Raw genomic sequence first — 12,977 nt, 5'->3', positions numbered from 1 at the left:
ATGTCAGTTAATAAAATAAGAGGAAACACACATCGCCAGAAAGCAGAGGAAGCCACGGGTTCGCGCTTTCGTGTGTCCCTGGACTGGGAGAACCTGTTTTCCAGTCCCAAAAACATGCTGGCCTGGGGTACTTTCTTTATAGTCGTCGGACTGATCCTTGAAGTCTCTTTTTTTTCCTACATCATTACAGGTCTCTCCGACCAGAGCGTAGTGGACGGAATGGGAAGTCAGTCGATACGGGATGCCGGACGTCAGACACGGAATTTCTTCGGGGTGCTCGGGGCTGTAGTTTCCCACTTTTTTGTGTACCGCTGGTTCGGGGTAGGCGCATTGCTGATTCCCCTGATCCCATTTATTGCTGGATGGAAAATCGCTTTTGGTAAAGAGCTGCTTCCGTTGGGCCGGGTTACCAGAGAGGTGATTTTTTTCACTCTTTGGTTAAGTGCCCTGATGGGTTATGTGGTGCTGATGAGCAACACCGAAAATAATCTGAGCTTCGTGTCCGGGGGCGTTGGTTATACGCTCAATGTTGCGCTATTCGATTGGCTCAAATGGGGGAGTGTCATCCCGATCATATTCTCACTTTTTGTTTTCGCTGTATTTTTCTACGATGCCAAATCGGCGTATGAAGCATGGCAGCTCAAAAATGCAAAGCCTGATCCTGAACAGGAAGTGGCCGCAGCACCAAATGAGGAGCCGACAGAAACTGCAGTGGTGCCGCCAGCTGTACCGGAAAGAGAATACGTATCAGTTGTAAACGATACATATGACGATGAAACAACATCAGGGGATGGGTTGGCTGAGACAACAGAGGTGATCGAAGAAGAGGAAATCGTACCTGTTACCCCGGTGAAACCTCTTGTTCCGGTAGTCGTTCCGCCGGTTGTACCGGTCGTTCCCGCAGAGGTGAAGCTTGAACTCGAAGTAGAGGTGCCTGTGGTGCCTGCTGAAACTGAATTTGAGGATGAGGACATCAATGCTTCGGTATTGAGGGAATTTGGGCAGTACGATCCGATGCTCGACCTGCCTTCTTACCAGTTCCCGAATATCGGCCTGCTGAACGAAATTGTTGAAAATCTGCATGAAAAAGTAAGCCAGGAGGAGCTGGAAAGTAACAAAACTCGGATTGTAGATACGCTTGGAAGCTATGGTATCAATATTTCCAAAATAAAAGCGACCATCGGGCCCACGGTAACACTTTATGAAATTATCCCCGAGGCTGGCGTAAGGATTTCAAAGATTAAAAACCTGGAAGGGGATATTGCCCTGAGCCTTGCCGCCCTGGGTATCAGGATCATTGCCCCTATGCCGGGACGCGGAACGATCGGTATTGAAGTTCCGAACAAGAACCGCGAAACTGTTTTTATCCGCTCGGTTTTATCCAACGAACGTTTCCAGAAATCGACCTACGACCTGCCGATTGTGTTGGGTAAAACGATATCCAATGAAATCCATATTGCCGACCTTGCCAAAATGCCCCACTTGCTGATGGCCGGTGCCACGGGGCAGGGAAAGTCCGTCGGCCTGAATGTAATCCTTGCTTCACTGATATACAAAAAGCATCCGGCGGAATTAAAATTCGTGCTCGTCGATCCTAAAAAAGTGGAGTTAACCCTCTTCAATAAACTGGAAAGGCATTTTCTGGCCAAGCTGCCAAACGCCGACGAGGCAATTATCACGGATACAAAAAAGGTGATCTTTACGCTGAACTCGCTTTGTATCGAGATGGATTCCCGGTACGACCTGCTCAAAGAAGCGGCGGTCCGAAACCTCAAAGAATACAATGCAAAGTTTGCCCAACGCAGGCTTAACCCCGAAAAAGGCCATCGTTTTTTACCTTATATAGTACTGGTAATCGATGAGCTTGCGGACCTGATGATGACTGCCGGAAAAGAGGTGGAGACACCCATCGCCCGGCTTGCGCAGCTGGCCCGTGCTGTGGGGATTCACCTTGTGGTAGCTACACAGCGTCCTTCCGTCAAGGTAATTACCGGTTTGATCAAAGCCAACTTCCCCGCACGTTTATCGTTCCGGGTAACTTCGAGCATTGACTCCCGTACGATCCTGGATATGGGCGGGGCGGAACAGCTGGTAGGGCAGGGAGATATGTTGCTGGCTATCAATTCCGAAGTAATCCGCCTGCAGTGTCCGTTCATCGACACGCGCGAGATCGAGGATGTGTGCGAATATATCGGAGGCCAGCGGGGCTATGATGATGCCTATGCATTGCCCGAGTATGAAGGAGAGGATGCGGCAGAAGGAAGAAGTGAACTCAATCCTGATGATTTTGACGGATTGCTCCCGGATGCGGCACGCCTGATCGTTACGCACCAGCAGGGAAGCACTTCATTGATCCAACGTAAAATGAAACTGGGCTATAACCGCGCAGGACGTATTATGGACCAGCTGGAAATTCTTGGGGTGGTAGGCCCTTTCACAGGCAGCAAGGCCCGCGATGTGATGTTCCACGACCTCAACGGACTGGAGGAACACCTGCGGGTAATGGGTGTGAGTTGATATGATGTTTTTAAATGATTAAACCTTCTCAATACAGGTTGGTCTAAATTTTGTAACAGTTAAAGATCAACGTTTTTATTTAACTCACTAATTTTCAATTTTTTAATATGAAAAGTTTCATGAAAAGTGCTTATTGGCTTTCGGCGGTGTTTTTTGTTGCAGGTATGGCTCAGGTTTGTGCTCAGGGGGACAAGAAATCAACTGCTATTCTGGAAGCAATGAGTAACAAATATCAGCATATCAAATCGTTCAAGGCAGCATTTACCTATACCCCGGACGGTGGAAAAGCTCTTAAAGGTGATGCCACGGTGAAAGGAACCAAATTCCGGCTTAAACTCGCAGGCCAGGAAATCTATAATGACGGAAAGCTGATGGCCACTTACATTAAGGAAACCAATGAGGTGAATCTTCAGGATTTCGACCCGACTGCTTCCGGCGACCTGGATCCTACAAGGATTTATTCTGCTTACAAGAAAGGGTTCAAATATGCTTTTTTACAAGAGAAAAAGGAGGGAAGCAAAACCTTTGAAGTGGTGGAACTGACATCAACCAACAAAGCCAGCCAGGTTAACAAGGTTGAGATCCAGGTCAACAAAGCTGACAAGTCTATCAACAGTTGGAAAATTTATCAGAAAAACGGTCAGACTGTGAAGTATCAGGTGGATCAGTTTCAGCCGGATGTGAATGTGAACGACAGCTATTTTACGTTCAATTCAAAACAATATCCCGGTGTGGAAGTGGTTGATTTAAGATAATAGCCGGCTGGGCGTCAACTGCGCTCCTGACACATAGGTAAGCCTGCAGATATAAGGCTGTGCACCATCAGAGCTGATATAAAAAAGTGGGATTGGATCATTTGGATCCAATCCCACTTTTTTATGCTATTAAACTTTTTTTATCAGTTTACAGCCTGATGCAAGTCTCTGTATTTCTTGATCAGGTTATGTGATTCAAGTAATTCAGCTTTCTGATCTGTAATGATCTGGCGGATATTCACAGGAAGATCCGTATCGGTGGCCAGTGCATCGTCATATGCTTCTTGGGCCGCATCTTCTCCATACTCGCAGCTTTCCAGCACCGAAGCCCTGTCATGGCCGGTAAAGGTTGCTTTGATGTCCATCCACACGCGGTATATTTTCCCGGAGTTGGTTGTACCCGTTGCTACCTCGCCACCCAGGCTTGCTATTTCGGCACTCAGTTCAGTTACATTTTCACGGCTTTCGTTCGCCATTTTCTGGAATATACCTTTCAGATCAACATCAATATCCTCGGTTTCTTTGATGGCTTTTTCGTATCCGTCGATCCGGTCATTGTTAATCCTCACCAGGTCATTCAACACTTCCACAAGATTTTCATTGGTTTCCATAACTCAGTGTATTTAGTTTGTGACAAATTTTTGATTCAATTACCAATGTGTTTTAAAATCCTGTGCCACGGGTTTTAACATAGAAATCCGGGATTTTGAACTATAAACGTTAATGATCGGGCTGAGTTTTAGTGGATATTGTTCAACGGGGATTTACGTATATGAATAGCAAATTCGCCAGTTTTTTAAATGTTAATTCTTTGATAATAAGTTTATTACCTGGATATGTTCTTTTTAGTCCACACAAATTAAGCAGGATTTGCGAGCAAGGCCTTCACATGTTGCTCACTGGCTGAGAAGTCCTTGAGTTCTTCGGTCTCTTTGTTGAGGATGCGCTGGATCTTGTTATTTTCGTACGCAAGAAAAACAGCCGGGTGTACATAATATTTTTTACATACTGCGCGGGTATTCCCAAGGTGTGCTGCTACAACGTCCAGGCAGGTATTCACGACCCGTGTGAACTGGCGCTGCGTTTCGTATTTTTCCTGCGAGCTCAGATATTCAAAAGCAGTTACCGTGCCCATCCACGTGCGAAAATCTTTTGCTGAAAAATTGGAGCCGGTATGTTCCCGAATGTAATTATTGACCTGGGTCGCATTCAGTGCACACTTGCTTCCACTTTCTGTGGTGTATTTGAAAAGCCGACGGCCCGGCATCTCTTTATATTGTTTCACCAGACGAGCAAGCTGGATATCACGCAATGTAATGTCCTGTTTGATCCCCTTTTTTCCCGTAAACATAAACCGGATCTTGCTGCCCGTGACGGTACAACAGCGCGCGTCCATGGTGGTGATCCCGGAAGATCCGTGTTTGATCTTGTATCGCTGATTGCCTACACGCATACAAGTTTTGTCCATCAGTTTAATGACCAGCGCAATGGATTTTTCGAGCGCAAAATCCTTTCTTTTAAGGTCATGGACCACCTGTTCACGTAACCGGGGAAGTGCTTCGGAAAAGGTCAGGAGACGGTAATATTTGGTCTGGTTGCGGATCAGGTTCCAGTGCGGATGATAACGGTATTGTTTCCTGCCGGCTTCATCAATGCCAGTGGCCTGTAAATGGGCGTTTTTATCTTTGCTGATCCATACGCCTTTCCAGGCAGGAGGCAGTACCAAAGATTTTATTCGCTGGATAACCGTCTTATCGGTGCAGCGTGCCCCTTTTTTATCCACATAATAAAACCGGGGTGATTTGCCTTTTCGAAAATATCCGGGTGCGTTTGTAGACTGGACGTAGTTCAAGCCTGCGGCTGCGGCGGTAGAGGCCGGGTCCTTTTTTAACTTCCTGATTTCCTTTGCACTGACCAGGGGGACGTCTGTTAATGTTCCAACTGCTGCGGCTGTTGACATGTTACAAAATATTAAAGTTGTAACGTCACGATATTAAATTAATACCAGCACAAAACATCAGTGCGATGAATTTATTGGGGGAAGAATCTACTCAATTTTTGATTAGGTTGATTACCCGGCAGGGAAGAATAGGGTAAAGGTTGCGCCTTGACCAGGTTCCGCGTCAGCGGTAATAAAACCGCGGTGGTTATCCATAATTTTTTTACAAATCGCCAGACCTATGCCTGTTCCCGGATATTTGTGGGAAGGATGAAGCCTTTGGAACACACCGAAAATCCGGTTTTGATATTCTTTTTCAAAACCGATCCCATTATCAGCAAAGGAGATTTGATGATACTTGCGGTCGCGGGGCAGCATTATTCCAGGCGTGTCTTCGCTGTCGGCAATCGTAGATCTGATATCAATCACCGGAGTAATGCCCTCACGGGTAAATTTTATGGCATTGGTCAGAAGATTGACAAACAACTGATGTACCTGGAAAGGAATTACATTCAGTTCCGGCAAGGGAACTCTGTTCACGATGGCCTGCTTTTCTTCAATGTTGATGCTGAGCTCTTCGAGTACATTGGAGAGAATAATATTCAGGTCCATGGTTTTAAAGACTTTTTCCATATTTCCGGTTTTGGAATACGTAAGGATGTCTTCGATGAGCATCTGCATTTTTTCAGCCGCAAAGCGCATTCTTTCCACCGAATCCTTAACCATCGCCGAGAGGTCAGGGTCTTCGCGGTCGAGTACTTTTGATGCGAAAATCTGAATCTTGCGCAGAGGTTCTTTCAGATCGTGGGTGCTGATCCAGTTGAGATTGGCAAGTTCCTTGTTAGCGGTACGCAATTCGTCATTCAGGATCCTGTTTCTATTTTCCTGGTCCAGTATAACGCGGAAATTAATGTGCTTTTGTAAAGAGTAGGTGAAAGTGCCGGCAGCGCTGATCTCGGTTTTTCGCCAGGATACACTTTTGTATTTTACCACTTCCATCCAAAGCTCGAAAGATTTGCGGGGTGAAAGCCTCAGGCCCTCTGCGTTTTCAATGACCGCTTTTTTAGGATTACCAGCCCAGTTTATGGTTTCAATTCTTTCTTTTCGCAGCCAGACGATCCCATCCGGTGTGCCCGGCGCCAGTGAATGGTATATGATCCCGGCAGCGAACTTTGATAAATTGGCATGCTCGGTGTAAGTCTTAGTCAATTCATTGGTGACCAGTCCGCTCGTTGAATAGTTGGCAGCCAGGAAGCTGAACAGCGGAATGAGCTCGTCGTCTGCCGGAACTTCTCCGTTTTTATATAATTTGTTATTATAAAAAATAACCGAACCGGATGCATTGGCAAGTGTCAGCAAAGCCGGTGACTGGTGACACGCTTCGATAAAATCCTCATGTTGGTGCAGGAGTTCCAGCGATTCGCTCAGTGATTTTTCGACCCCCTGGCTCACCTCAAACTCTTCGGCTGTTTCCCTTACCGCAATCTGAGAGGTAAGAAAATGCCCGTGCAGCAGCGCGGAAAGCCTGGTATAATGCGGGAGGATTTTCGGCGAGTAATGATGGCAGGCTATCAATCCCCAGAGCTTTTGATTCTGCAGCAAGGATATGGTCAGCGTTGCGCCCACGCCCATGTTTTTCAGGTATTCCACATGGATCGGAGAAACACTTCTCAGGATCGAGAGGCTCAGATCCAGCGACTTGTTACTTTTTTCTCCTGTATTATCCAGTGTCAGCAGAGGTACCGGCTCGTAATTGATGTCGGCAATCATCCGCAGCGGATTCTTTATATATAGTTCGCGTGCCTGTGCCGGAATGTCGGTATGCGGGTATTTCTGCCCTGAAAAAGAATCAAGATCTTGTCGCCTGCTTTCTGCGATCACCTCGCCATTATACTCGGGGTCAAATTTATAGATCATAACCCGGTCATAACCTGTTATCTGGCGCGTCTCATCGGCTATATTCTGGCACAGCTCACCCAAGTAGGTTGTTTTCTCCATATAAGAAACAAACTTCCGGGTCTGGTTGTAAAGGTTGGGCAAGTTGAGCGTTCCGTCGGGAAAGGGTTCGATTTCGAGTATCAGATGGTTGCCGCTCGGGTGTATAGTCGTGTTGAAGGATATGTCGTCAAGAGTAAAAACAAAAGGCCTGGACGAGTCAAAGGTGTCTGTCTTGATATAAGACCTGAAAGCGCCGAATGCTTCCTCAGATAAAAATGCTGTGAGGTGTTTGCCTAGAAGCGCTTCGGGGGCGAGTTTTATAAACGCAGCACTATTCGCACTGCAAAACTCGATCAGCAGACTATCATTATCCAAACCCAGCAGAAACCCGTGCGGCTGGATGCTGCCCGGGATGTGTATAGGCTCGTGTTCGCAATTTGTCAGATTGACGATATCCCGGTTTACAATATTTTTGATGTTCATTGTGTGATCAATAAGCCGCTTCGTTCAGCCAGTTATCAATGTTGGCAAATGTTTGAACTGCACTCTCAATAATTTTTTCGCTCTCATCTTTTTCAACTGCAAATCGGGTAAGTGCGGCGATGAAAGATTTCCACAGTATTCCTGTCTGAGGTCCGTATCCCCAGAAATAGCTTGCCCCGTTTTCTGCGGTGAGCCCTAAAGTCTGATGTATATGTTTGAACAACACCCTCCCTCCGAGCGTAGATCCTTCTGTTACATACATAAAACCCAAAGCTTCGGAAACTGAAGAAAAAGGGTAATCAAAAACAGGGATGGACGAGAGTTTTTCTTCGGGGTAGCCCGTTTTGGCAAGATCTTCAAGGACGTGGAGAGACTTATATCTTTGATCTAAATCAGGCACAACTCCCTCTATAACAGGAAATATGCTGTCTTCAGCGGCTTTGGTTACACCATACATTTTAACCAGATAAGTCTGATAGGCAGCTAAGGTAACATCTGGCAGGAGGATCGCTTTTGAAAGTTCGCTATCTTCCAATTTTTGGTGGCTAGCAGCCGTACTTTGTCTTAAATCAGCCAAAAATTGAAGCTTGTCATTTTCAGATACAGTCAATTCATTCATGAAGCACAGGGCAAAACTTAATTATTTGTGTTTTTGATCAAAAATTGCTCCAGATTGACCGAGCGCTCAGCAGCTGATTGTTCAAGGATGCACTTTTTCAATGTATCTACCAAAGCTGAGAAGCTCGTCGGCTTTTGAATGTACAGGTTTGCACCGGCGCTAAAGGCCGATTCAATGGGATAGTCTGCAACAGATGTGGAAAGTATCACAACCGGTACATGCAGCAGTTCGTCGGATTCCCGGATTTCTTCCAGGCACTCCAGCCCGTTCTTCACGGGCATGTTCATATCCAGAAATATGAGGTCAGGCTTTACGTCTGTCCCATTTAGAATATCCATCAATTTCATCCCGTTTTCCGCCACGATCAGTTCCGCTTGGACGGGAATCTGTTCCAGAGCCTCGCGGAACAAAAAAGTGTCATCATCGTCATCATCTGCCAGAAGGATGCAATATTGTTTAGCTAGGTTCATGTAAAATGAAGAGAGAGACCGGGTTATATGATTATGTTCCTGTGCACAAATGCCCGGTGCAGTATGGCATGGCAGCGGAAATTCAGGCGCAACAAAAATAATACAAGTTTGTTTAAAGCGAAATTTCGATAGCGCTTCTGATGGATGCTCAATTGTTGCTTGGCACGCTTTTTTAAATTATAAATATCAAATAACTACAAAAAGTGTAAATAATTATGAAAAAGATAACATTAAGCTCGCTTGCATTGGCTGCTATGCTCTCATTTGCAGCCTGTAATAGCAATAAGACAGAGGATAGTACGGAAGTGGCGGAAGAACAAAACGACGCAAAACTGGATGATACTAAAATAGAAGATGATGCCGAATTTGCGGTGGATGCCGCGGACGGAGGTATGATGGAGGTTAAACTCGGTGAACTTGCACAGACCAATGCAGCGGCGGCAGAGGTTAAAAAATTCGGAAAAACGATGAGTACGGATCATGCCAAAGCAAATGAAGAGCTCATCGCTTTGGCCCAGCAAAAAAATATCACGCTGCCAACTGCACTAAGTGATGACAAGCAAAAAAAATACGATGACCTTGCAAAAAAGACAGGCGCCGATTTTGATAAAGCTTACATCGATTTTATGGTAGAAGATCACAAAGAGGATATTAAGGAATTTGAAGAAGCGGCCAGCGATGCGAAAGACGCAGAGGTTAAAGCCTGGGCAGCCGGTAAAGTTCCTGCATTAAAACACCATCTGGAAATGGCACAGACCATCCATGACGCAATAAAATAAAGTAACAATTATTTCATTTCAGAAGCCGGGTTTCCTTTTTGGAAGCTCGGCTTTTGATTTTTTAAATGGCAACAGTGAAAAGAAATATGGCTTGTGTACTATACTGGAAAAAAGAAATAGTAAAATTGCCGGTAAATCTCATCTTAAGCTTGTTAATTACTGAGGGATAAGTTTATTTTGTCTACCAATTATATAGAGTATTAGTATGACCACGTTTGCCAGACCGTTCCGAAGTTCGTGTTTTTCTTTTATTATCGCGCTGATTGCCTCATCTGCTACATTTGCCCAGCCGGGGTCAGCCGGAAAAAGACCCAATATTATTTTTATTTTTTCCGATGATCATGCTTATCAGGCGATTGGGGCTTATGGGAATCAAATAGCCAAAACACCCAATATTGACAGAATAGCACGCGAAGGAGCCCTACTCACAAATAATCTGGTCACTAATTCGATCTGCGGTCCGAGCCGGGCCACTTTGTTAACCGGGAAATACAGTCATCTGAATGGTTACAAAAGAAACGATAACACCCGGTTCAATACCAATCAGACGCTGCTTTCCGAAGAACTGAGAAAAAGCGGTTACCAGACTGCCTGGATAGGAAAAATGCATTTGAATAGTCTCCCGGCAGGATTTGACTACTGGAATGTACTTCCCGGGCAGGGGAATTACTACAATCCGGATTTTATCGGACAACCCAATGATACCACCCGGTATACCGGCTATGTATCTGATCTGATCACAAAGTTTTCGACAGAGTGGCTGGAAAAGCGGGATAATTCGAAGCCGTTTTTCCTCATAGTAGGGCATAAAGCAACTCACCGTGAGTGGCTGCCCGATTTGCAGGATCTGGGCGCATACGATGATGTTGATTTCCCGTTGCCTTCTACATTTTATGATGACTACAACGGCAGGACCGCAGCATTGCAGCAGGATATGACGATAGATAAAACCATGCGTATGAAGCAGGACCTGAAAGTAGATGTGGATTATGAAAAAGACTGGACTTACAACCGCTTTAACCCCGAGCAGAAAAAAGTTTTCAAAGCTTATTATGATAAGGTTACGCAGGAAATAAAGGATAAGAAGTTAACGGGAAAGGCCCTGGTTGAATGGAAGTATCAGCGTTATCTGAGAGATTATTATTCCACGGCCAATTCTTTGGACAGGAATATCGGCAAATTGCTGGACTATCTGGACCAGTCGGGCCTAGCTAAAAATACGGTGGTGATTTATGCTTCGGACCAGGGATTTTATCTGGGAGAGCATGGCTGGTTCGATAAACGTTTTATTTATGAAGAATCATTGAAAACACCGTTTGTGATCCGTTATCCGGGCGTTATCACGCCGGGTAAAACTGTTAAAGATCTTGTGATGAATGTAGACTGGGCACCGACTGTGCTGAATATTGCAGGTGCCAAAATTCCGGCCGATATTCAGGGGGAATCATTTTTGCCGCTCTTGAAGGCACCCCAGACTGCCAAGACGCCGTGGAGAAAAGAAGCGTATTATCACTACTACGAATATCCGCAGCCGCACCATGTTTTCCCTCATTTCGGCATTCGGACAGACAGGTATAAGCTTGCTTATTTTTACGGAGGAGTTGATGCCTGGGAATTGTTTGATCTTGAAAAAGACCCAACCGAAGTTTCAAATATTTATGGAAAACAGGGCACAGAAAAAATTGCCGCAGACCTGAAGGCCAAACTTAAAACCCTTATGGGACAGTACAAGGATGACGAGGCGTTGAAAATATTGGCTGCCGCCAAAAAATAATGGATATCAAAAGAATGATGAAGTTTCAAAAAGAAGATTTCAGGGCTGTTTATTTGCTGATAACAGTTATGGTGCTGAGCTCCGGCTGCCAGAAAAAACAGACAGCGGCAGAGAAGACCGCTGATAGTCTGGCGCATTGCATCGCAGAGGGTATTCCTTCCCGCGCAGCGGCGATCCAGAATGCTGCCCACGTTACACAGGGCAAAGACGACACAACCGGAATGATTTGGATCGGTGGGGGAGAGTTTTTGATGGGAGCCGATGAATTTCCTGATTCGCGCCCGATGCACCGGGTTTCTGTCGATGGTTTTTACATGGATGAACACGAAGTAACAAACGCCGAATATGCGGCTTTTGTAAAAGCTACAAATTATAAGACGGTAGCGGAAAGACCATTGAATCCTGCTGATTATCCGGGTGTCCCGGCAGACAAGCTGGTTCCGGGCTCGGCGGTGTTTACCCCTACCAAAACACAGGTTTCTCTCGATAATCCTTTGCAATGGTGGAATTACGTGCCCGGGGCCGACTGGTCGCATCCCGAAGGTCCGGCAAGTTCTATTAAAGGCAGAGAAAATTACCCGGCTATCCACATTTCCTATGAAGACGCGGCGGCCTATGCCAAGTGGGCGGGAAAGCGGCTGCCTACCGAGGCAGAGTGGGAGTTCGCTGCCCAGGGCGGGAAAGGAAATCACACCTACTATTGGGGCGACCAGCTGAAACCCGGTAATAAATGGGTCGCGAACATATATCAGGGAAATTTTCCCGATAAGAACACCAACGAGGATGGTTACACGGGTGCGGCACCTGTTAAATCTTTTCCGCCAAATCCTTACGGCCTGTATGATATGGACGGCAATGTGTGGGAATGGTGCGAGGATCTCTATCGTCCGGATTATTATACCAAAAGCCCCAAGGACAATCCTAAAGGACCATCGGACAGTTATGATCCTGATGAGCTGGGGGCCGTAAAACGGGTTCAGCGCGGAGGATCGTTTCTTTGCAGCGACGACTATTGCATCCGGTACAAAGCCGGTAGCCGGGGCAAGGGAGAAGTGACAAGCGGAAGCAATAATCTTGGGTTCAGGTGCGTAAAGGATAGAAATTGAGATTATGAGCGTTCGTTTTTTAACAGTTCCGGGACTGGCAAGTTCGGGCCCGCAACATTGGCAAACCATCTGGGAAAACCAGTATCCGCACCTCTTTACGAGGGTGGAGCAGGAAAACTGGGACTGGCCTGTTAAAAATGACTGGGTGGAAAAGTTGCAGGAAAGTATCAGCTTGTTAACCGCGCCGACTGTCCTGGTAGCACACAGCCTTGGCTGTATCACGGTAGCTCATTGGGCCAATGAATACACGTCCGCAAATATAGCAGGCGCGCTTTTGGTGGCCCCGGCCGATGCTGAACTTTCCAAACGGCTCAATTTTGTAATTGGTTTTACGCCAATACCGGTCAGGCAATTTTCGTTTAAGAGCATAGTAGTGGCAAGTACCAATGATATTTATGCTACTATCAGCCGTTCAAAAATGTTTGCTACCAACTGGGGAAGTGAGTTTGTGAACATCGGGAAAAAAGGACATATCAATGCAGTGTCCGGTCTGGAAGACTGGGCGGAGGGAAAAGAGATACTGGAACGCCTCGGTAGTCTGCAGCTCGTCGGTTAGGCAACTTTTTATTTGAGGTTTGCGCAGCAGATTATTTAAAA

11 protein-coding genes are annotated in these 12,977 nt (G+C 46.0%); 6 read left to right on the top strand and 5 right to left on the bottom strand.

What is annotated here, in order from left to right; translation table 11 throughout:
• Window positions 1-2,517 carry an FtsK/SpoIIIE family DNA translocase gene (locus FBF61_RS31135; protein WP_138484902.1) on the top strand — a complete coding sequence of 839 codons (2,517 nt, stop codon included), beginning with the start codon at window positions 1-3 and terminating at the stop codon, window positions 2,515-2,517.
• A 119-nt stretch (window positions 2,518-2,636) separates the two neighbouring features.
• Window positions 2,637-3,272: an outer membrane lipoprotein periplasmic chaperone LolA1 gene (lolA1, locus tag FBF61_RS31130; RefSeq protein WP_138484901.1), complete on the top strand. Its 636-nt coding sequence runs from the start codon at window positions 2,637-2,639 to the stop codon at window positions 3,270-3,272.
• 143 nt (window positions 3,273-3,415) lie between these two features.
• On the opposite strand, the gene FBF61_RS31125 is transcribed toward lolA1, so the two are convergent.
• From FBF61_RS31125 to FBF61_RS31105, 5 genes are all read right to left on the bottom strand, one after another.
• The gene (locus tag FBF61_RS31125) at window positions 3,416-3,883 is read right to left on the bottom strand and encodes a ferritin-like domain-containing protein (RefSeq protein ID WP_138484900.1); all 468 of its coding nucleotides are present in this window, start codon (window positions 3,881-3,883) and stop codon (window positions 3,416-3,418) included.
• Between the two features lie 248 nt (window positions 3,884-4,131).
• The gene (locus tag FBF61_RS31120; protein ID WP_138484899.1) at window positions 4,132-5,232 is read right to left on the bottom strand and encodes a DNA topoisomerase IB; all 1,101 of its coding nucleotides are present in this window, start codon (window positions 5,230-5,232) and stop codon (window positions 4,132-4,134) included.
• Window positions 5,233-5,343: 111 nt separating this feature from the next.
• A complete protein-coding gene (locus tag FBF61_RS31115) occupies window positions 5,344-7,632 on the bottom strand; it encodes an ATP-binding protein (protein ID WP_138484898.1) in 2,289 nt (762 codons plus the stop codon).
• Between the two features lie 7 nt (window positions 7,633-7,639).
• On the bottom strand, window positions 7,640-8,251 hold the full coding sequence (locus FBF61_RS31110) for a biliverdin-producing heme oxygenase (RefSeq protein ID WP_138484897.1): 612 nt from the start codon (window positions 8,249-8,251) through the stop codon (window positions 7,640-7,642).
• A gap of 17 nt (window positions 8,252-8,268) precedes the next feature.
• Complete coding sequence (locus FBF61_RS31105) at window positions 8,269-8,721, bottom strand: response regulator (protein ID WP_138484896.1); 453 nt, start codon at window positions 8,719-8,721, stop codon at window positions 8,269-8,271.
• Between the two features lie 215 nt (window positions 8,722-8,936).
• Here FBF61_RS31105 and FBF61_RS31100 point away from each other — a divergent pair, with 215 nt between their 5' ends.
• From FBF61_RS31100 to FBF61_RS31085, 4 genes are all read left to right on the top strand, one after another.
• Complete coding sequence (locus tag FBF61_RS31100; RefSeq protein WP_138484895.1) at window positions 8,937-9,500, top strand: DUF4142 domain-containing protein; 564 nt, start codon at window positions 8,937-8,939, stop codon at window positions 9,498-9,500.
• A 205-nt stretch (window positions 9,501-9,705) separates the two neighbouring features.
• Complete coding sequence (locus FBF61_RS31095) at window positions 9,706-11,274, top strand: sulfatase family protein (RefSeq protein WP_138484894.1); 1,569 nt, start codon at window positions 9,706-9,708, stop codon at window positions 11,272-11,274.
• A gap of 68 nt (window positions 11,275-11,342) precedes the next feature.
• Complete coding sequence (locus FBF61_RS31090; protein ID WP_138484940.1) at window positions 11,343-12,380, top strand: formylglycine-generating enzyme family protein; 1,038 nt, start codon at window positions 11,343-11,345, stop codon at window positions 12,378-12,380.
• A 4-nt stretch (window positions 12,381-12,384) separates the two neighbouring features.
• Window positions 12,385-12,936 carry an RBBP9/YdeN family alpha/beta hydrolase gene (locus FBF61_RS31085; protein ID WP_138484893.1) on the top strand — a complete coding sequence of 184 codons (552 nt, stop codon included), beginning with the start codon at window positions 12,385-12,387 and terminating at the stop codon, window positions 12,934-12,936.
• The last annotated feature ends 41 nt before the right edge of the window (window positions 12,937-12,977 follow it).

The organism is Dyadobacter bucti, from assembly GCF_005869225.1.
Lineage (GTDB): Bacteria > Bacteroidota > Bacteroidia > Cytophagales > Spirosomataceae > Dyadobacter > Dyadobacter bucti.
The sequence above is the reverse complement of the archived record's forward strand: the minus strand, read 5'-3'. Positions and strand labels throughout refer to the sequence as shown.